Raw genomic sequence first — 19,938 nt, 5'->3', positions numbered from 1 at the left:
AGGAGCCAAATCAGGCGCGGCTCACAGGCCCGGGCGAAGCCCGATCAGCTCGAAGACTGGGGCCATCTGGGAGGAGCTTGGAAGTTCTGCCACCACTACAGAATCGAGCTCACGGTAGAAAGCCTCGCGGGCGCGAGCGAGGGCCGCACGCAATTTACACTCGTTGATCAGCGGGCAGGCGCCGCTAGGGGCCACGCAATCGGCGGCATCCGAGCGCGTGTCGAGTTGTCGCAGGATATGGCCGACCGTTGCCCGGCTGCCGGCCGCGCTTAGCCTGGATCCTCCGGTGCGGCCGCGCTCCACATCGATCAGGCCGAGGCCGCGCAGCTTCGCCATCGCCTTGCTGACGTGGTTATAGGGGGTGCCCACGGCGTCGGCGATGTTCTGCGTGGTGAGGAGGCTGCCGTTCGGGGCGGCGGCGAGCACCATGAGGGCCCGGAGGCTGACGTCTGCAAACGCATTGATCTTCATCGCTGGCGCGCCGGTCTAGTCCACCCAGATGGAGGGTTCGTTGGTGTCAGCGGCGAGCTGGCCGAATTCCCACGAGGCCGTTGACGCGTTGGCGGAATAGGGGAGGACCGCGGCGAACACCGAACCATCCCGGTGTTCCGCCGCGACGTGGATGGCATCCGAGCCCTCCTCCACCAGGAGAATGTCGCAGACGATGGCGGTGGCCCGGAATTCGGTACGGTTCTGGCGGAGAGCGTCCGTGAGGTCGCTGATCATGGCGTCCGCGTCGAAGTCGTCGTCGGAGCCGTCCTCGGCATCGGCTGGCGTCACGGCCACCAGCCGCACCTCGCCGTCGTTCTCCACTACCAGGGCGAACGGCAGGAAGCCGCCGTTGCGCTGGAGCTGTTCCTGGGCTGCACCCACCCCGGTCCCGAGCAGGTTCTCCAGGTCCGTGGCCGTGGCCTCGGGGACCGAGTCCCGCCATGAACCTGCTGTGTCGCCCGTGGCAGCCTGGGAGTTGTCAGCCACTGTGAACTTAGCCCCTGACTAGTGACAGAACGCGGTCGCGCACGCGTTCCATCGTCGGCCGGTCAGTGGCTTCGGCGTTCAGGCGAAGGAACGGCTCGGTGTTGGACGGACGCAGGTTGAACCAGTAGCTGCCGTCGTTGGCCGTGAAGGTGCTGCCATCCATGGTGTCGATGGTGACGTCTTCGCCGCTGAAGTCAGCGCGGACGCGTTCGACGGCTCCGGCCTTGTCCTCGATTTCGGAGTTGATCTCGCCGGAGGAAACGTAGGGCTCGTACTCGCGGCCGAGCTCCGAGAGGGGGCCGTCCTGCTCGCCGAGGGCGGCCAGGACGTGCATGGCGGCGAGCATCCCGGTGTCAGCGTTCCAGAAGTCGCGGAAATAGAAGTGGGCAGAGTGTTCGCCGCCGAAGACGGCGCCTTCCTCGGCCATGACTGCCTTGATGAACGAGTGGCCCACGCGCGTCCGGACGGCGCGTCCGCCGTCGTGCTCCACCAGTTCCGGCACCGCACGCGATGTCAGCAGGTTGTGGATGATGGTGGGCGTGGCCTCGCCCTGTGCCTGGGCGCGGGCGATTTCGCGGCGTGCCACCATGCCGGTAATGGCCGACGGCGAGACAGGCTCACCCTTTTCGTCGATGACGAAGCAGCGGTCGGCGTCGCCATCGAATGCCAGGCCGATGTCGGCGCCATGCTCGATCACGGCAGCTTGCAGGTCGCGGAGGTTTTCCGGTTCCAGCGGGTTCGCCGGGTGGTTGGGGAAGGAGCCGTCCAGCTCGAAGTACAGGGGGACGATCTCAAACGGAAGCTTCGGCAGGAGTGCGTCGCCCAGGACAGCCGGGGTAGTGAGACCGGCCATGCCATTGCCGGCGTCCACGACGACTTTCAGGGGGCGCGAACCGGAAAGGTCAACGAGCTGGCGCAGGTACTCGGCATAGTCCTTGAGGACATCGTGGACGCCGATCAGGCCGCGGGTGGGGGCCGCCGGAATGGAGCCGGCGTTGAGGTACTGCTCGGCAAGTGCCTGGATCTCTTTGAGCCCTGACTCGGACGAGATGGGCTGAGCGCCGGCCTTGGACATCTTTATGCCGTTGTATTCGGCGGGATTGTGGCTTGCGGTGAAGGTGGCGCCAGCCGCGTTGAGGGACCCGCACGCGAAGTAGAGTTCGTCGGTGGAAATCAGGTCCAGGAGCTGGACGTTGGCTCCGCGCGTGGCGGCACCATCTGCGAACGCCTTGCTGAATTCGGGGGATGAGGGGCGCATGTCGCCGCCAACCAGGACCGTCTGGCCCTCCAGCTGCAGGACATCGACGAACGCGGCTCCCACAGCTTCGACGATTTCGGCCGTGATGGAATCGCCCACGATGCCCCGGACGTCGTAAGCCTTAAAGGATGCCGAGAGGTCAAAAGTCTTTGTCTGTTCGCTAGTCACGGGTCTTATCTTACGTTGACGCAGGGGATGCCTGTGGAGGGATAGTCGAGGCTCTCGTTTGTGTGACGGCCGGCCCGGCCGCCGTCGCCGGTCGGCGGCTCCGGACTGTCCACATAGGCATCCTCCGGCTTTCTGGCTGTCAGTGGTGGCTGGGATACTGAATCAATGGTCGATAACCAGCACGCCACAGTTCTTGCCGATTCAGCCCCTTCCGATTCAGTCGCTTCCGGTTCAGTCGCTTCCGGTTCAGCCACGCATGCCCAGGCCCTGGAGGTTCTCCGGGAACTGGTGGGGCACCCGGCAGCAGACTTCCACGACGGACAGTACGAAGCCATCGAGGCATTGGTCGACGGCGGGCGGCGGGCCTTGGTGGTCCAGCGCACCGGTTGGGGAAAATCGGCGGTCTACTTCGTGGCGTCCCTGTTGCTGAGGCGGCGTGGCGCCGGACCCACCCTGATCGTTTCGCCGCTCCTGGCCCTGATGCGGGACCAGGTGGCCGCGGCGGCCCGGGCGGGGGTCCGGGCTGTAGCCATCAACTCGGCAAACCAGCTGGAGTGGGACACTGTGCGTGAACAGCTCGCAGCAGACGACGTGGACGTGTTGCTGGTCTCCCCTGAGCGGCTTACCAACCCTTCTTTCCGGGAAAACCAGCTTCCGGAGCTCATCCGGCGGACGGGCCTGCTTGTTATTGACGAAGCACACTGCATCTCGGACTGGGGCCATGACTTCCGGCCGGATTACCGCCGCATCGCGGACCTCATCACCGAGTTGCCGGACACTGTCCCCGTGCTTGCCACCACGGCGACGGCCAACTCGCGGGTGGTCCACGACATCGAGGAACAGCTCGGCGCCGGCGTGCTGACCATCCGCGGGGCACTGGGCCGGGACTCCCTGCGCCTGGGCGTACTGTCGCTTCCAGACTCCCGGCAGCGACTGGGCTGGCTCCTGACGCACCTGGCTGACCTTCCCGGCAGCGGCATTATTTACACCCTGACCGTGTCAGCCGCAGAGGACACCGCCCGGCTCCTGGCTGAGGCCGGGCACAAAGTGCTGGCCTACACCGGGAGGACTGATCCTGCTGACCGCGAACGGGCCGAGCAGCTGCTGAAGGACAATGAGGTCAAAGCGCTCGTGGCCACCTCGGCGCTTGGTATGGGTTTTGACAAACCGGACCTGGGTTTTGTGGTGCACCTCGGAGCGCCGTCCTCGCCGGTTGCCTACTACCAGCAGGTGGGCCGTGCCGGACGCGGTGCGGCCAACGCTGACGTGCTCCTGCTGCCCGGTTCGGAGGACCGTGACATCTGGCAGTACTTCGCCACCGCCTCCATGCCTTCGGAAGACAAGGCCAATGGCGTGCTCACTGCCTTGGCCGAAGCCGGTGCCGCGGTCTCAACCGTAGCCCTTGAGGCCAGGGTAGACCTCCGTCGCACTCCGTTGGAGCTGCTGCTCAAGGTCCTGGCCGTGGACGGCGCCGTGGAACGGGTAGGTGGCGGATGGCGGTCCACCGGCCAGCCGTGGGTCTATGACGCCGAGCGCTACCGCCGTATCGCCGAAGCCCGGGTGGATGAGCAGGATTCCATGGTGATCTACCAGGACACTGCCGGATGCCGAATGGAATACATCACCTCGGTCCTCGATGACGAAACCGCCCATGCCTGTGGCCGCTGTGACAACTGCGCAGGCCAATGGTTCCGGGCGGACATCGCCGCCGAGGCCACCGCGGCGGCCGGCCAGACCCTGAGCCGGGCAGGCGGGGTCCTGGAAGCCCGCCTTCAGTGGCCCAGCGGCATGGACCGCCTGGGAGTTCCGGTCAAGGGCAAGATCAAACCGGCCGAGGGGCTGGCGGATGGCCGGATCCTGGCCCGGCTCACGGACCTCGGTTGGGGCGGGGCGCTGCGTGAACTGTTTGCTGCCGGCGCGGCGGACCGGGCGATCGACCCCGGCATGCTGCAGGCCTGCGTTCAGGTGCTACGCGAATGGGCCACCGGGGACGGACGCACGCCGGCATGGAGCGGTGTGGGCCGTCCGGCGGCCATTGTGAACATTCCTTCTCGGAGCAGGCCCGAGCTGGTCCAGTCCCTCGCCCGGGGGATTTCGGAGATTGGCCGCATCCCTTACCTCGGCCAGTTGGAGCTGGGCCATGGCGGTCCTACCGGTGGCCGGGGCGGCAACAGTGCCTACCGGCTGGCCGGAGTCTGGGACCGGCTGGTAGTGGGGCCGGAACTGGAGGCATCCTTGGCGCCACTGCAGGGCCAGGGCATCATGCTGATCGATGACCTCGTAGACAGCCGCTGGACAGTCACCGTCGCCGGCCGGGCCCTCCGGCAGGCGGGTGCGGGGGCTGTGCTTCCACTGGTGCTTGGCCAGGCCGGCTGACTTCCGAGCCGGCATGCCGGTGCAGGGACAGGCTGTCAGCGGTGCTGAACAGCATCAGGACGGCCATGGCCAGGAATGCGCCACGGAACGGTCCCGCCGGGTCCTGTGGGAACACTTCCATGCCGTCGAAAACGCGGATCAGCAGCGCTCCCACCGCGATCCCGGCACCGGTGGCCAGTTGGACCAGTGTGGCTGACACGGCGTTCGCCGAGGTGAGTTGCGCCGGGGCGATATCCGCGTACTGCACCGAGGCATAGGCGGAAAAGCCGATCGAGCGGAAGGCCCCGCTGCACACCAGCAGGGCAAACGTGATGGCCTGCGGGGTGTCGGGGGTCAGCACGGCGCACAATGCGAAGGTCAGTGCCGATGCGAGGGACGCGAAGACCAGCATCGGCTTGAAGCCGAACCGTCTGATTAGGGGTGTGGTTGCCGGTTTGATGCCGATGTTGCCGATGAAGACGGCCGCCACCATGATGCCGGCATGCAAAGGTGTCCACCCGAATCCGGCCTGGAACATCAGGGGCAGGAGGAATGGCACCGAACTGATGGTCAGGCGGTAGACAAATCCGCCTGTTGCCATCGCCCGGAAGGTGCGCGTAGCAAAGACGCTGAGATCAAACAGTGGATTCCGGGCACGCAACATCCACGCTGCAGCCCCGGCTAGGGCGGCAATGCCTGCCGCTGCGCTCACGCCACCCCATGGCCCGTCGGGGTGGGCCGTGGAAAGTTCCAGGCCAACAACCAGTGCGCCCACGCCCACCGTGGTCAGGGACAGGCCCAGCCAGTCCAGCCTGCGTTGACGGTCCCCTGCCCCGGCGGGAACCAGTCGCAAAGCAGCAATGAAGGCCGCGAGGCCCAGCGGCAGGTTAATCAGGAAGATCCAGTGCCACGAGAGATACGTGGTCAGTGCGCCACCAACCAACGGCGCCAGCACAGGAGCCAGCAGCCCCGGCCACACCAGGAAAGCCGTGGCGCGCAACAGCTCGGATTTCGGCGTCCCGCGGAGCACCACCAAGGTTCCGACCGGAACCATCATCGCCCCTCCGGCCCCCTGCGCGATGCGGGCCAGAGTCAGCATGGTGAGGTCCTGGCTCAAAGCACAAGCCAGCGATGCGGCAGTGAACACGGCAATGGCCAGGCAGAAGACGCGGCGTGCCCCGACCCGTTCGGCCAGCCAGCCGCTGAAGGGGATGCCCATGGCCACCGTCATCAGATACGCAGTCATGGTGATGTTCACATCGGCCGCGGGCACGCGGAAGTCCCCGGCGATACTGGGAATGGCGGTAGTGAGGACAGTGCCGTCCAAAAACTCCATAAAGAACGTGGCAGCCACCAGCAACGCCAAGCGCGGGTTCCATGCCTGCCCGCTGCCTGGATCCGCGCTCATCTGGTTGTTTTGTGCCATCTGATAATCCTGCCACCGGTGGGGGGCGGCGGGCCCGCGGTGTCCGCACCGCGGATACGCCCTGGCCCAAGTAGGTAGCAGCTGATGTCGTTATGGGCGCCCAAAACGACATCAGCTGCTACTCAGTTGGGTCATGGGAACGCAAAAGGCCCCGGTCCAGGGACCGGGGCCAAACGCGGAGACGGGGGGATTTGAACCCCCGGTGGAGTTGTGCCCCACACTTCATTAGCAGTGAAGCCCATTCGGCCGCTCTGGCACGTCTCCAATTGCTATTCCTAGCCCACCAAGGATACGCAGAAGCGGGCATGCAGCGCAAAACGGCTTGTCACCGCACCGGTCGGGCCGCCAGCAGTGCGGTTACGAAGCGTCGCCGGCCAAGGTCCGCCACAGGAAATGCTGGCTGCGGGCCTGCAGCGCTGCTGCCTGCCTGTTGTCAGAGGCTCCGGCGTGACCGCCTTCCAGAGCTTCGTGAAACCAGACATTGGGGATGCCCATGGCCTCCATCCGGGCGGCCATCTTGCGGGCCTGCACGGGGCCCACCCTGTCATCGGAGGTGGCAGTCCAGATAAACGTTTCTGGGTACTCCACCCCGTCCTTGAGCAGGTGGTAGGGCGAAAACGTCCTGATGAACTCCCACTGTTCCGGGACATCGGGGTCGCCGTACTCCGCAATCCACGAGTGTCCGGCGGACAGCTTCGTAAAGCGGCGCATGTCCAGCAGCGGTACACCGCAGGAGATGGCTCCGAAAAGTTCCGGATAGCTGGTCAGCATGTTGCCCACCAACAGGCCGCCGTTGGAGCCGCCCACGCATCCGAGACGTTCCTTGGACGTCACCCCGCGGGAGATAAGGTGCCGGGCTACGGCCGCAAAATCCTCAAAGGCGCGGTGTCGGTTCTCCTGAAGTGCAGCCCGGTGCCAGCCGGGGCCGTATTCTCCGCCACCACGGATGTTCGCCACCACATAGACGCCGCCCCGGGAATACGCCTCGGCCCCCGCTCCGCCGGAGGTTGCGTCGCCGGCTCCGCGCGTACGCCGCTCCAGCCAGGCCCTGCCCACGGTTCCGCTGTAAGCGGGGGTTCGGGACACTTCGAACCCTCCATACCCGGAGAGCTGCGTGGGGTTCTGGCCGTCCAGCACCAGGTCCCGGGACGCAACCTGGAAGTAGGGGACCCGCGTGCCGTCAGCGGACACCGCGAAGTGCTGCTGGACCTCGTATTGGGAATCGTCAAAGAACGACGGCGACGCCTTGACTACCGCATGGCTGCTCACCACGCCTGCCGTCCCGGCAGCGGTACTCCGCTCCAGCGTCCCCCGCATCAGCGTGGTTGGGGTGGTGAAGCCGGTGGCGACCAGCCAGAAATCGTCCCCCGCGCCGCCGTCGGACGGGCCCTCGTCCTCGTCGTCCACCGCATACGCGTTGACGTCGTGCAGCGGTGGGCAGGCGTCCAGCTGGGAAGACCCCCAGGCGCCGGACCCGCCGCCGGCCGACGGCACTGATGGGTCGAGCACACGGATCTCGGACGAGACATCGCGCAGCAGGTTCAGCAACAGGAAGTTCCTGGTCCAGCTCCAGGACTGCAGGGACGTGCGGGCGTCAGGCGTAAACAGCACCGACAGGTCACGGGACCCGGCCAGGTAGTCGTCAAACCGTGCGGCCAGCAGGGCCCCGGACGCGAAAGTGGTTCCGTCCACGGTCCAGTCCTGGCGGGGACGGAACAGCAGCCACTCGCGGTGCGCGCTGATGTTCACATCCGTGGGTACGTCGATCTCCACCCAGGCCCCGTCCACCAGGACGGAGGTGCGCTGGTTGAAGAAATCGATGTAGTCCACGGCAAACGTGCGCTCAAAGCCAGGAGTGGAATCGTGCGCCACCACCGCCAGCATGTGGTTCTCGGGAACCTCGAACAGGAGGGGCGCGGTGGCGAGCGGTTCACCCCGGCGCAGGGTCACGGCCGTGCGGGCATAGGAGGATGCCGTCCGCGGCAGCCCCTCCGCGGTGGAGGCCACCAGCAGCGTGTCCTGGTCCAGCCACGAGACGTTGCCCTTCGCCGTCGGCAGGTCAAAGCCGCCGTCAGCCGGCGCCACAAAGCCGCGTGCCTCGACGTCGTACTCCCGGTACCGGTTAGCGTCGCCGCCGTCGGGTGAGAGGGCCAGCAGTGCGAGGCGGTGCGGCTCGCCGTCCGCAGGCCGAAGGAAGGTGGCTCCGTGGAACACCCACTCCACTCCTTCAGTGGCGGCGAGGGCATCGACGTCCAGAAGCACATCCCACTCAGGGGCGTCAGTGCGGTAGCTTTCCCAGGTGGTGCGGCGCCACAGCCCCTTCGGGTTCGTCTGGTCCTTCCAGAAGTTGTAGTACCAGTCTCCGCGCTTGCCCACCATGGCGATCCTGTCGGTGGAATCCAAGACCTCCAGGATGCTGCCTTCGAGGGCAGCGTAGTCGGCGTCTTCCAGCAAGTCCTCGGTGCGGGCGTTCTGCTCCCGGACCCAGGCCAGTTGCTCCTCACCGTAGATCTCCTCGAGCCAGATGTTCTCGTCGATGGGCTCGGGGGAGAGGGCTGGAGGCGTGGAACCGGGCGCTGAGTCAGCTGCAGTGGTGGTCATGCGCCCCATCCAAACAACATCTGCACGCCCCTAGCAAGTCAAGGGCCCGCCGCACAAGCCGATACTCTGGATGCCGTGGGTACAACGCAGCAGATCCGGACCGCCATTATCGGCGCCGGCCCTCGGGGTACCAGCGTCCTGGAACGCCTCTTGGCGCACGCGGCTTCACGGCCCGGGCAGGCCACGCTGCATATCGATGTGATCGATCCCTACCCGGCCGGCTCCGGCCACGTGTGGCAGCCCGGCCAGTCCCGGCTGTACCTGATGAACACCCAGTCGTTTTACCCCACCCTCATTCCCGAGGACCCGGCCATGGCGGCTCCTGTTGCGGGCACCACCTTCAACGGTTGGCGGGCCCGGCAGCGGCACAATCCGGAGCCGTCGCTCACGATGGAGGAACGCTCCGAGCTCGCCGTACTGGGATCGGGCGACTTTCCCAGCCGCGCACTGTACGGCCGCTACCTGCGCTGCACCCTTAGGGATCTGCTGGATCGGCTGCCCGACGGCGTGACCGTCCAGTTCCACGAAACGTCAGCGGAATCGGTGGTTCCGTCCGGAGACGGAGCGTTCGACGTCGGCCTGGCCGGGGGCGGTTCCCTGCGGACAGATTCGGTGGTGCTGGCCCTGGGCCACATCCCCTCACGGCTGAATGCTGAACAGCGGGAGCTGCAGTCATCGGCCGCACGGATGGGCCTGCGCTACTTGCCGCCGGCAGTCCCCACCGATGTGGACTGGGACTCGATCCCGGCAGGTGAACCCGTCCTGGTCCGGGGCATGGGCCTGAACTTCTTTGACGCCATGGGCCAACTCACCGAGGGGCGAGGCGGAAAGTTTATCGACGCCGGCCCCCGGCTGGACTACCTCCCTTCCGGCCAGGAACCCCTGATCATCGCCGCCTCACGCCGTGGCACCCCTTACCGCACTAAGGCGGCGCTGGCGGGGTATTACGCAGCGTCCATCCGGCTGCGGTACCTGACCGGTGCCGCGCTGCAACGGTTTGCCGCCGCCGGGATCCGCCCCGGCTTCGACCACGACCTCTGGCCCCTGCTCCGCAGGGACACGCTCTGGGCCTACTACTCAACCTTGGTGCGCTCGCAGCCAGGGGCCGTGGCGGAGCCGGCCGCATTCCTTGAAGCCCTGGACCTCGCGCTGCACCCGCACACCCACAGCGCGGCCAACTGGGAGGACGCCATGGCCAGCGTCCTCGCCATCCATGTCCCGCCGCGCCACCGCCTGGACCTCCCGGGACTCGCCGCACCGCTCGCGGGCAGGTCGTTCGCCTCGCGCTCGGAGCTGGACGCCGCCGTCGTCGATTACCTGATGGATGACGCCCGCCGCTCCGCCCTGGGTGAGGACGACCCCCTCAAGATGGCAATCGGCGCCCTCCACCACGGGCGGGCCGTCCTGAAAACCGCGGTGGCCGACGGCGGCATCACCGACGAATCGTGGGTCGCTGGGCTCCGTGGCTGGTTCGAGTCCTTTGTGGAAGGGCTGGCCAGCGGCCCGCCGGCGCTGCGTGCCGAACAGCTGGCGGCACTGGCCCGTGCCGGCGTGGTCAGCTTTGTTGGTCCCGACCCCAAATTCGGGCTGGACCGCCGTGCCGGGATGTTTACGGCTGCCTCACCCTGGGTGCAGGGTCCGCCGGCAGCGGCAAAGACCATGGTGGAGGCGCTCGCCCCGGCCAACCGGGTTTCCGCCAGTGACTCTCCGCTGCTCAAACAGCTCCTGTCGGACGGGCTGGTACGGCCGCGCCTCATGATGACGGCGGAGGGCGCACCCGTGCAGGCCACAGGCTTGGACGTCAGCCCGCATCCCTACCGGCCTGTGGCAGCCAACGGGTCAGTGTCCGCCGGGCTCTTTGTGTTGGGGCTGCAGCTCTCGGCAACCCAATGGGGTACCGCCATTGCTGCGGAGGCAGTCCAACCAGGCGGCCCAACCTATCCCAGCGGGCAGCGCACCCTCCGCGACGCCGACGAGATCGCGCAGGCTATCCTGGGGCGCTGAAACCCCCACCCCGGAAGCTCCCTCACTTCCTGGGTTTTTCCGGAGGAAGGGCCCGTTCAGCTTGGAGCCGTGAGGCTAATGGTTTCAGGCCTCCGGGGAATGCACAGCATTAGCGACGAGCACGTTGTCCGCGACGATCTTGAACATGGCGCCGGTGGGGTCGGCCAGCGTGGCGAACCGGCCGAAGGGCGAATCATACGGACCGTCGATGACGGCCGCTCCGAGGGATACAGCTTTTTCGATCGTTGCGTCGGCGTCCTCCACCGCGAAGTAAATCTGCCAGTTGGACGGGACATCTGCCGGGAGATGACCGGAGGCATCCATGAGGCCGGCCTTGGCTGCGTCCCCGGCGCCGGGGGTGGTGTACCGGAGCCCGGAAACGACGGAACCCCGGTTCGCCAGAAAACTGGTGAACCGGGGTTCCATTCGCGGAAGGTAAGAGATTCGAACTCTTGGTACGGGGTTACCGCACACTAGTTTTCAAGACTAGCTCCTTCGGCCGCTCGGACAACCTTCCCTAACGAGTAGTGTTTCATAGGCAGTTGGCTGCAACAAAACAGAGTCTGGCGTGCGTCCAGTGCACACTGGTTTTGGGGCACGAATCAGCAAGAAACGGGAGTTCTCCATGAAAGCCGTCTACATTTCAGAACCTGGTGGTCCGGAGGTGCTGGAAGTCCGCGACGTGGACGCTCCGACTCCGGGGCAGGGCGAGGTATTGATCGACGTCGTCGCTGCCGGCCTTAACCGCGCAGATGTGCAGCAGCGAAGGGGGTTCTACCCTCCGCCCCTGGGTGCTTCCGAGATCCCGGGCCTGGAAGTCTCCGGCAGGATCGCCGGCTTCGGCCCCGGCGTCAGTAAACCATTCTCGGTCGGTGACAAAGTAGTGGCGCTGCTGGCAGGCGGGGGCTACGCGCAGCAGGTGGCCGTTCCGGCAGAACAGGTCCTGCGGATTCCCGACGGCGTCGACGTGGTCACGGCGGCATCCCTGCCTGAGGTCGCTGCCACGGTCTACTCGAACTTGGTCATGACGGCGCAGTTGCAGGCCGGCGAGACAGTGCTCATCCACGGGGCGACTGGAGGTATCGGCACCATGGCCATCCAACTTGCCAAAGCCTTGGGGGCACGGGTTGCCACCACGGCCGGCAATGACGAAAAAGTAGGCACAGCAAAGGCGTTCCTGGGAGCGGACATAGCCATCAACTATGCCGAGGAGGACTTTCCGGAGAGCCTGAGGCGCCAGAACGGCGGCAAGGGCGCGGACGTGATCCTGGATGTGGTGGGGGCGAAGTATCTTCCCCAGAATGTTGACGCACTGGCGGACTACGGACGACTGATCGTGATCGGCCTGCAGGGCGGGGCGAAAGGCGAACTGGACCTCGGTCAACTGCTGAGGAAGCGCGCGGCGGTGGTGGCCACTGCGCTGCGGCCGCGCCCCGTGGCGGAAAAGGGTGCCATCATGAACGCCGTCAGGGAGTCCGTGTGGCCGCTGATCACGAACGGCCAGATCAGGCCGCTTGTTGCCAAGACTTTCCCCTTGGACCAGGTTCGGGCGGCGCACAAGTACTTCGACGGCGGCGAACACGTGGGCAAGGTCCTTCTGGTCATGTAGTCGGCGTCCGTGCTACGGGCGGCTCCGAAACGGCCGGTGAATACTCAGTATTGCGTTGGCGCCGAAAGTGGACTAGGGTCACTCCATACGCGGTATGCACGGGTCTTGGGGGTCCGTGCATACCGACGCTGACGCCACCGCTAGGAGCATCATGTCAATCCGCCACAGCCTCCTCGCCCTGCTGCAGGACCAGCCGCGTTACGGCTACCAGCTCAGGGTTGAGTTCGAGAACCGGACCGGAACCACCTGGCCCCTCAATATCGGGCAGGTTTACACCACGCTGGACCGGCTGGAACGTGATGGCCTGGTCAGCAATGACGGCGGCGACGGCGAAGGCCACGTGGTCTACAGCATCACCCCTGCCGGGAAAGCGGAAGTGCAGGGCTGGTTCGCAGCGCCAGTGGAGCGCACCAACCCGCCGCGGAACGAACTGGCCATCAAGCTGGCGCTGGCAGTGACGCTCCCGGGCGTAGACGTCCAGGCAATCATCCAGGCCCAGCGCGTGGCGTCAATCCGGGCGCTGCAGGACTACACCAAGGCTCGGCGGGATACTGCCGCAAGCCAGCGGTCGGCAGACACCGCCTGGCTGCTGGTGCTGGATTCACTGATCTTCCAGACGGAAGCGGAGGTCCGCTGGCTGGATCTCTGCGAAGCGCGGATGGTGCAGCAGGCACAGTCCGCCGGCCAGGGAGCAGTACGTAAATCGTCCAACGGGGTCACTTCGGAAGAGGCTGCCCCGCTCATCGCGGATAGCCGCCGGTGAGCGTCAAGGGGCCGCAACAGGTCCTGGAACTTGCAAATGTCAGCAGGACCTTTGGTGAAGGCGCGACGGCGGTCGCTGCCTTGCGGGAGGTTGACCTCACCGTCAGCGCCGGCGAGTTCGTCGCCGTCATGGGACCGTCAGGTTCGGGGAAATCATCACTGCTGGCGCTGGCCGGCGGACTGGACCGGCCGACGTCGGGCGGTGTTTTTGTGGAGTCCACGCCGCTGGGTGGATTGGGGCTGAATGAACTGGCGCGGCTGCGCCGCCGGGCGGTGGGCTACGTCTTCCAGGACTTCAACCTCGTCCCCACGCTGACCGCAGCCGAAAACGTGGCACTGCCACTGGAGCTGGACGGGACGGCCGTGAAGAAGGCGCAGCGGCAGGCACTGGACGCCTTGCGGCAAGTGGGCATCCCGGAGCTCGCCGAGCGTTTCATGGACGAAATGTCGGGTGGGCAGCAGCAGCGCGTGGCCATTGCCCGTGCCTTCGTGGGCGACCGCCGGCTGATTTTGGCCGACGAGCCAACAGGGGCGCTGGATTCCACCACTGGCCAAGGCGTGATGGAGGTGCTCCGCTCCCGCGCGGACGCCGGGGCGGCCGTGATGCTGGTAACCCATGAGGCCCGGCACGCCGCCTGGGCTGATCGTGTGGTTTTCCTCCGGGACGGCAGGATCGTGGACCAGGCCGCTGCCATGCACGACCCCGCCATGCTTTTGGCGCAGGCCGGATACTGACGTGGCGCTTGACCTAAAGCCGGCCCCGGGAGGGCGCCGGCAGGCTTTCCATGTGGCGATGCGCATGGCCAGGCGCGATCTCCGCCGCCATCAGGGACGTTCCCTCCTGATTATCCTGCTGATCATGCTGCCTGTGGCAGCCATGACCGGTGCAGTGACGCTCCTCCAGAGCACGCAGGAGACTGCAGCGGAGCGCGTGCAGTATCAACTGGGCGGCACCCAGGCCCGCTTCCGGCCCATGGCGATGACAAACGGCCAGATGGTCCAGGACCCCGTGGACGAAACCCGGATAGCCTCCGGCAACTGGGACCAGGACCCGGATTTCACACCGAAGGATCCGCAGGAGCTGGTGCCCGACGGCTATTCCGTGCTGCCCGAGACTACCCTTGACCTGACCGCTGAGTCGGGCGCCGCAGAGGTGCCGTTGGTGGGACGGGCGGTGGACGCGCTGGCGCCGGCCTTCCACGGCAAGTACACCCTGCTCCAGGGCCGGGCGCCCGGAACCGACGCCGAAATGCTGGTCTCACCTGGCCTGCTGGACCGGTTCGGGCTGGAACTGGGGGAGGAACTCGCCACCTCGGCCGGAACGTTCGTTGTAGTGGGGACCCTACGGGATGCCGGGTACTCGGACAGCAATTCCATCGTGTACCTCAAGCCGGGTCAAGGCGGCCTGGATGACCCGGCCCCAGCGGATTCCGCCCCGGGCGAGGCATCGCCGGTGGTGGTCAAGTCCACCCTGTACTACGTGGTGGGACCGGAACCTGTTACCTGGAACCAGGTCCGTGAGGCTAATGCCGCGGGCGTGGCGGTGCTGTCCCGGTCCGTTGCGCTGAATCCGCCGCCGGAGGACCAATTGGGAGCGGATGGCGCATCAGCGCAGTTCAACAACTCCACGCCGTTCGCCGCGTACGTGACGGGTGCGTTCCTGGGTGCATTGGCGCTGCTCGAGGTGGGGCTGCTCGCGGGGGCGGCGTTTGCGGTCGGTGCCAAAGGCCAGGTTCGCGAACTGGCCCTGCTGGCGGCTTCAGGAGCAGAAACTCCCACCATCCGCTCGGTGGTGATGGCCGCTTCGTTGTGGCTGGGCGGCATTGCCGTTACGGCCGGTGTGGCCACGGGACTGGTGGCGTCCGCCGTCGTCGTTTTTGTGGCGCGCGCGAATGGATCGGTCCGTTTCCCGGGCTTCCATCCGGACACGCTCCTGACTGTCGCGGCGATGGTCATGGGCTTCGCCGCTTGCCTGCTGGCAGCTGTGGCTCCCGCGCGGCAGGTGGCACGCCAAGCCGTTCTCGGCGCTCTCAAATCGGGACGGGCACCTCTCCCTGCCGGCAAGCGGCCTGCGGTCCTGGGCGTTGTCCTGCTCGGAGTGGCGGCCGCCGCACTGGCCGCGGGCAGCTGGCTTGCCCTTTCCAGTGAAGATCCGGACGTGTTTATCTCCAGGACACCGGTCATTGCCTGGTTCCTGCTGGGAGGTGCCGTCCTGGGTGTTGTCTCCCTGGTCCTCCTGACCGGGAGCGTGGTCGCTTTCCTCGCCCGGCGATCGGGGCAGCTGCCGCTTGCTGCCCGCATGGCGGCCCGGGATTCGTCGCGAAACCGCAGCAGGACGGTGCCCGCGGTCGCCGCCGTCCTCGCAGCCGCCACGCTGGCCAGCGCCGCGATGGTCCTGGCGTCCAGCCAACAGGCGAATGAACAGGAAAACCACTACTGGTCGGCGCTGAAGAACCAGGCCGTAGTGCCCCTGCTCGCCGGACAGCCCATGCTGGCTGATGGAACTATGCCGGAACCGAAAAAGATGGACCCTGCCGCAGTTGCAACGGCACTGAGCGGAGCCCTGGATACGGTCGAATGGACCCGGGTTCTTCGCACACCCAATATCCGGAACTGCGAGATGCGTCCCGAACTGGTGGGGTCCACGCCTGCCCAGACCCCTACGTCCAGCTGCCTGCAGTACTCGCTTGCGGTGCCGGAAGGCAACGAGTGTCCGATGACGGCCGGTCAGCGCGTCCTCGATCCCGACGACTGGCGCTGCCAGGGCGCCATGCGTCCCTATGCAAGCCAGGGAAGCGTCGGCTCGATCGTGGTGGGGACAGTGGATGACGTGGAGAAACTCCTGGGAAAGGCGCCAACGGCCGAAGCGCGGGATGTACTTGCCGCCGGCGGGATGGTGGTGACTAATCCCGTGTTCGTCCGCAATGGCCAGGTGGCACTGGTGGCGCAGGATGTGCGAAAACCCTCGCAGGGCGTTGCCAATGCCCAGGCCTTCCAGGGATACCAAGAGGAGGTGGCAGCGGCCGTGCTGGAGCCGGACGTCAAAGTTCCCTACTACGGAATCGTGTCCCCTGAAACTGCAGCCGCGGCGGGCATGCACGCCGAAGATGGCGCCATGCTGGTCCAACTCAGTGCCTTTCCCGACGCCGTCCGGACGGATAAGGCGTCCTCCGCCCTTGCCGTTGTCTATGGGAACCAGTACACAACCCTGATCGTGGAGCGCGGAGCAGAACGGGATTCCTCGCTCATACTCTGGTCCATTGTGGGACTGGGTGCGCTGATCACCCTCAGCGCGGCAGGCATCACCACCGGCCTTTCCATGGCGGATTCGCGGAAAGACCACGTGACGCTTGCGGGTGTGGGAGCGGCGCCCGGGTTGAGGAAGGCGCTCGCAGGTTCGCAGGCGCTGATGACCGCAGGGCTTGGAACCGTACTCGGAAGCGTTGCCGGGATAGTGCCCGCGGTACTGCTCGTGACTGCCACCGGGCTGGCGCGTACCGCCGTCGTTCCCTGGCTCCAGCTTGCGGCCCTGCTGGTGGCCGTGCCGCTGACCGGTGCAGCGCTGGCCTGGCTGTTTACCCGCACGAAGCTGCCGATGTCCCGGAGAGAGGTTGGGACCTGAGGTGCCTTACAACTGCGGGCCCCGGCATTAAGCGGAATTACGTCACATAGTTGGGTCTTTTTGATTGGGGCGAACGGGCCTACCGTGGGGGGCAGGACGCTGTCCAACCCGGGCAGCCGGATACGGAGGAACCTCTTATGACAACTCATGTTGCCGATTGCAGTGTTACCCGTTGCTCTTTCAATGACCACGAAGGCTGCACAGCCCATGCCATCACGGTTGCTGGGAGTACTGACCACGCCAGCTGCGCCACCTTCATCGATACCGGCACGCACGGCGGACTGCCCAAGGTCCTGGCAGATGTTGGAGCGTGCCAGCGGTCCGAGTGTGTCCACAATGACCATCTGATGTGCAATGCCCCTGAAGTCCATGTGGGCCCCGGCGTTGACAACGCGGATTGCCTCACGTACTCGCACGCGTAAGACCCGAACGCTGAAGGCCTCCGTCCGGGGAACCCCGGACGGAGGCCTTCCGTGCGCTCAGCACGGAACGGCGCCAGCTACCACCCTGCGGGTCCACCGCTTCTCGCTTCGTGCCCGCCGTTCATCGCAAGGACACGCGACCCGGCCGCAGTGCCGGCCTTCCGTGGGCGCGCCGTTGGTAGGGTGCCAAGGAGCAAATCACTGACGAAGGAAATCTCAAGGAGGAGACATGGCCGGAACGCCAGATGAACTGAGTGACCCGCGGTCGGGGGGCGGCCGACTGGCCACTGACCCGAAGCTACCGGCAACTGCCGTTGACGAAACCATCCGGGAGGCCGAGGAAAAGAAATGGACCCCCGCCAAGATTGCGCTCTGGGCAGCCATCGCCCTGCTTGGCGGCGTTGCCTGGTTCATGGTGGCCATCATTCGGGGCGAGACGGTCAACGCGATCTGGTTCGTGTTCGCTTCGGTCTGCACGTACCTCATCGGATACCGCTTCTATTCGAAGGTCATCGAACGCTACATCACTAGGCCTGACGACCGGCGTGCGACTCCCGCCGAATACAAGGCCGACGGCAGGGATTACGTCCGGACCGACCGCAACGTCCTGTTCGGCCACCATTTTGCTGCTATCGCCGGTGCCGGACCGCTGGTTGGCCCGGTCATCGCGGCCCAGATGGGTTACCTCCCGGGCACCATCTGGATCGTCGTCGGCGTCGTCCTCGCCGGAGCCGTTCAGGATTACCTGGTGATGTTCTTCTCCATGCGCCGCGGCGGACGCTCCCTGGGCCAGATGGCGCGCGAGGAACTGGGCGTCATCGGCGGTACCGCTGCGCTCATCGCCACCCTGCTCATCATGGTGATCATTGTCGCCATCCTGGCGCTCGTCGTCGTCAATGCCCTGGGCGAAAGCCCGTGGGGCGTCTTCTCCGTAGGCATGACTATTCCCATCGCGCTGTTTATGGGCGTCTACCTACGGTTCCTCAGGCCCGGCAAGGTCATGGAAGTCTCACTCATCGGCTTTGTGCTGCTGATGGCCGCCATCATCGGCGGCGGCCTTGTTGCCGAGACGGAATGGGGCGCAGCCTTCTTCACCCTGGACAAGGTGACCATCGCTTGGGGCCTCATTATCTACGGCTTTATTGCCGCCATCCTTCCGGTATGGCTCCTGCTGGCACCGCGTGACTACCTCTCCACCTTCATGAAGATCGGCGTGATCGTGATGCTCGCGCTGGCCATCATCGTGGTCCGGCCCGAAATCACGGTTCCGGCCTTCAGCGAGTTTGCCAGCCGGGAGAACGGGCCGGTCTTCCCCGGTGCTTTGTTCCCGTTCCTTTTCGTCACCATCGCCTGCGGCGCGTTGTCAGGCTTCCACGCGCTGATCTCTTCCGGCACCACGCCCAAGCTCGTGGAGAAGGAGCGGCAGACACGCTTTATTGGCTACGGCGGGATGCTGATGGAGTCTTTCGTGGCAATCATGGCCCTCGTCGCGGCAATCTCCATCGACCGCGGCCTCTACTTCGCCATGAACGCCCCCGCAGCCCTGACCGGCGGAACAGTGGAAACGGCCGCCACCTGGGTTAACAGCCTGGGCCTGGCGGGTGTAAACATCAGCCCGGATCTTTTGGCGGAGACGGCCCGGAACGTCGGCGAAGAAAGCATTGTCTCGCGGACGGGTGGAGCTCCCACCCTCGCAGTGGGGTTGGCCCACATCATGCAGCAGTTCATCGGCGGCACGGCCATGATGGCCTTCTGGTATCACTTCGCCATCATGTTCGAGGCGCTGTTCATCCTCACCGCTGTTGACGCCGGCACGCGCGTTGCCCGCTTTATGCTGCAGGATTCGATCGGAAACTTTGCTCCGAAGTTTAAGGAGCACTCCTGGCGCCCCGGCGCATGGCTGTGCACCGCCATCATGGTAGGCGCCTGGGGTGCCGTACTCCTGATGGGTGTGACGGATCCCCTCGGCGGCATCAACACGCTGTTCCCGCTGTTCGGCATCGCCAACCAGTTGTTGGCTGCCATTGCCTTGTCGGTGTGCCTGGCCATCGTCGCCAAACGTGGAACCTTCAAGTACCTGTGGATTGTGGCCCTGCCGTTGGCCTTCGCTGCGGTGGTCACGATTACCGCCAGTTTCCAGAAGATCTTCTCCCCGGTCCCCGCCGTTGGCTACTTCGCGAACAACGCAGCCTTCTCCAAGGCCCTCGCTGACGGCAAGACCGAATTTGGTACCGCCAAGACCGTGGTGGCCATGGAAGCGGTGGTCCGTAACACTGCGATCCAGGGCTGGTTGTCCGTCATTTTTGTGGTCCTCAGCATTATCGTGATTGCCACAGCTCTCCTGGCTACTGCCAAGGCCTTCCGAAACCACCAAGCCGGAATTGCGAACAGGGACCACGAGGACCAAGCCCGCCCGTCCAGGGTTTTCGCGCCAGCAGGGATCATCCCCACGCCAGCGGAAAGGGAACTCATGGCTGAATGGAACAAACTGCCGGCGGACCTCCGGTTCGAAAAGGCACGGCACCACTGATGAACCCCGGCCTGACCGCCATTGTCACGGGATTCCGCGGAATTTCCCGTTACCTTGGCGGCGTACTGGGCGCTGACGCGTACTCCAAGTACGTGGAGTACCACCGTGCGGCGGGACACCGGGAGCCACCACTGACTGAACGTGAGTTCTGGCGGGACCGCACGGACCGCCAGGACACCAACCCGCAAGGCAGGTGCTGCTGA

At 65.7% G+C, this 19,938-nt stretch carries 15 protein-coding genes and 2 tRNA genes; 9 read left to right on the top strand and 8 right to left on the bottom strand.

The window, feature by feature from the left end:
* Positions 1-21 precede the first annotated feature (21 nt).
* Genes ACFC25_RS06905 through ACFC25_RS06895 form a run of 3 tightly spaced genes read right to left on the bottom strand, consistent with a single transcriptional unit; the run spans position 22 to position 2,404 of the window.
* Positions 22-471 carry an RrF2 family transcriptional regulator gene (locus tag ACFC25_RS06905; RefSeq protein WP_376044572.1) on the bottom strand — a complete coding sequence of 150 codons (450 nt, stop codon included), beginning with the start codon at positions 469-471 and terminating at the stop codon, positions 22-24.
* Positions 472-486: 15 nt separating this feature from the next.
* Positions 487-978: a hypothetical protein gene (locus tag ACFC25_RS06900; RefSeq protein ID WP_376044571.1), complete on the bottom strand. Its 492-nt coding sequence runs from the start codon at positions 976-978 to the stop codon at positions 487-489.
* A 7-nt stretch (positions 979-985) separates the two neighbouring features.
* A complete protein-coding gene (locus ACFC25_RS06895; protein ID WP_337348070.1) occupies positions 986-2,404 on the bottom strand; it encodes a phosphomannomutase/phosphoglucomutase in 1,419 nt (472 codons plus the stop codon).
* Positions 2,405-2,569: 165 nt separating this feature from the next.
* On the opposite strand from ACFC25_RS06895, the gene ACFC25_RS06890 reads away from it, so the two are divergent.
* A complete protein-coding gene (locus tag ACFC25_RS06890; protein ID WP_376044570.1) occupies positions 2,570-4,780 on the top strand; it encodes a RecQ family ATP-dependent DNA helicase in 2,211 nt (736 codons plus the stop codon).
* Here ACFC25_RS06890 and ACFC25_RS06885 read toward each other — a convergent pair.
* The 3 genes from ACFC25_RS06885 to ACFC25_RS06875 form a co-directional block, all read right to left on the bottom strand.
* Positions 4,704-6,185: an MFS transporter gene (locus ACFC25_RS06885; protein ID WP_376044569.1), complete on the bottom strand. Its 1,482-nt coding sequence runs from the start codon at positions 6,183-6,185 to the stop codon at positions 4,704-4,706. The two genes, ACFC25_RS06890 and ACFC25_RS06885, sit on opposite strands and share 77 nt — an antisense overlap.
* A 176-nt stretch (positions 6,186-6,361) precedes the next feature.
* A tRNA-Ser gene (locus ACFC25_RS06880) sits at positions 6,362-6,449 on the bottom strand.
* A gap of 93 nt (positions 6,450-6,542) precedes the next feature.
* Entirely contained in the window at positions 6,543-8,786 is a 2,244-nt protein-coding gene (locus ACFC25_RS06875; RefSeq protein ID WP_376044568.1) for a prolyl oligopeptidase family protein, read from the bottom strand.
* Positions 8,787-8,861: 75 nt separating this feature from the next.
* Between ACFC25_RS06875 and ACFC25_RS06870 the strand changes: the two genes are divergently transcribed.
* Positions 8,862-10,790 (top strand): FAD/NAD(P)-binding protein, encoded by a 1,929-nt coding sequence (locus ACFC25_RS06870; RefSeq protein WP_376044567.1) that lies wholly within the window; start codon positions 8,862-8,864, stop codon positions 10,788-10,790.
* Positions 10,791-10,874: 84 nt separating this feature from the next.
* On the opposite strand, the gene ACFC25_RS06865 is transcribed toward ACFC25_RS06870, so the two are convergent.
* Together ACFC25_RS06865 and ACFC25_RS06860 are read right to left on the bottom strand one after the other, a co-directional pair.
* Positions 10,875-11,216: a VOC family protein gene (locus ACFC25_RS06865; RefSeq protein ID WP_376044566.1), complete on the bottom strand. Its 342-nt coding sequence runs from the start codon at positions 11,214-11,216 to the stop codon at positions 10,875-10,877.
* Positions 11,217-11,219: 3 nt separating this feature from the next.
* A tRNA-Ser gene (locus ACFC25_RS06860) sits at positions 11,220-11,307 on the bottom strand.
* Between the two features lie 108 nt (positions 11,308-11,415).
* Between ACFC25_RS06860 and ACFC25_RS06855 the strand changes: the two genes are divergently transcribed.
* From ACFC25_RS06855 to ACFC25_RS06825, 7 genes are all read left to right on the top strand, one after another.
* Positions 11,416-12,399, top strand: coding sequence for an NAD(P)H-quinone oxidoreductase (locus tag ACFC25_RS06855; RefSeq protein ID WP_376044565.1), 984 nt, complete (start codon positions 11,416-11,418; stop codon positions 12,397-12,399).
* Positions 12,400-12,550: 151 nt separating this feature from the next.
* A complete protein-coding gene (locus ACFC25_RS06850; protein ID WP_337348077.1) occupies positions 12,551-13,162 on the top strand; it encodes a PadR family transcriptional regulator in 612 nt (203 codons plus the stop codon).
* The gene (locus ACFC25_RS06845) at positions 13,159-13,896 is read left to right on the top strand and encodes an ABC transporter ATP-binding protein (RefSeq protein WP_376044564.1); all 738 of its coding nucleotides are present in this window, start codon (positions 13,159-13,161) and stop codon (positions 13,894-13,896) included. Before ACFC25_RS06850 ends, ACFC25_RS06845 begins: the two co-directional genes overlap by 4 nt.
* Position 13,897: 1 nt before the next feature.
* Positions 13,898-16,783 (top strand): FtsX-like permease family protein, encoded by a 2,886-nt coding sequence (locus tag ACFC25_RS06840; RefSeq protein WP_376044563.1) that lies wholly within the window; start codon positions 13,898-13,900, stop codon positions 16,781-16,783.
* 137 nt (positions 16,784-16,920) lie between these two features.
* Complete coding sequence (locus ACFC25_RS06835; RefSeq protein ID WP_337348080.1) at positions 16,921-17,205, top strand: DUF1540 domain-containing protein; 285 nt, start codon at positions 16,921-16,923, stop codon at positions 17,203-17,205.
* Positions 17,206-17,434: 229 nt separating this feature from the next.
* Positions 17,435-19,735, top strand: coding sequence for a carbon starvation CstA family protein (locus tag ACFC25_RS06830; protein ID WP_376044562.1), 2,301 nt, complete (start codon positions 17,435-17,437; stop codon positions 19,733-19,735).
* The gene (locus ACFC25_RS06825; RefSeq protein ID WP_337348082.1) at positions 19,735-19,938 is read left to right on the top strand and encodes a YbdD/YjiX family protein; all 204 of its coding nucleotides are present in this window, start codon (positions 19,735-19,737) and stop codon (positions 19,936-19,938) included. The genes ACFC25_RS06830 and ACFC25_RS06825 overlap by 1 nt, the downstream gene beginning before the upstream one ends.

The sequence above is a fragment of the Pseudarthrobacter sp. NPDC055928 genome (assembly GCF_042270935.1).
Taxonomy (GTDB): Bacteria; Actinomycetota; Actinomycetes; order Actinomycetales; family Micrococcaceae; genus Arthrobacter.
This window is presented reverse-complemented; position numbering and strand designations above follow the sequence as displayed.

Coding starts and splice junctions, on each gene's coding strand:
- ACFC25_RS06905 (WP_376044572.1), bottom strand. CDS start 471: ATGAAGATCAATGCGTTTGCAGACGTCAGCCTCCGGGCCCTCATGGTG.
- ACFC25_RS06890 (WP_376044570.1), top strand. CDS start 2,570: ATGGTCGATAACCAGCACGCCACAGTTCTTGCCGATTCAGCCCCTTCC.
- ACFC25_RS06885 (WP_376044569.1), bottom strand. CDS start 6,185: ATGGCACAAAACAACCAGATGAGCGCGGATCCAGGCAGCGGGCAGGCA.
- ACFC25_RS06875 (WP_376044568.1), bottom strand. CDS start 8,786: ATGACCACCACTGCAGCTGACTCAGCGCCCGGTTCCACGCCTCCAGCC.
- ACFC25_RS06865 (WP_376044566.1), bottom strand. CDS start 11,216: ATGGAACCCCGGTTCACCAGTTTTCTGGCGAACCGGGGTTCCGTCGTT.
- ACFC25_RS06855 (WP_376044565.1), top strand. CDS start 11,416: ATGAAAGCCGTCTACATTTCAGAACCTGGTGGTCCGGAGGTGCTGGAA.
- ACFC25_RS06850 (WP_337348077.1), top strand. CDS start 12,551: ATGTCAATCCGCCACAGCCTCCTCGCCCTGCTGCAGGACCAGCCGCGT.
- ACFC25_RS06835 (WP_337348080.1), top strand. CDS start 16,921: ATGACAACTCATGTTGCCGATTGCAGTGTTACCCGTTGCTCTTTCAAT.
- ACFC25_RS06830 (WP_376044562.1), top strand. CDS start 17,435: ATGGCCGGAACGCCAGATGAACTGAGTGACCCGCGGTCGGGGGGCGGC.
- ACFC25_RS06825 (WP_337348082.1), top strand. CDS start 19,735: ATGAACCCCGGCCTGACCGCCATTGTCACGGGATTCCGCGGAATTTCC.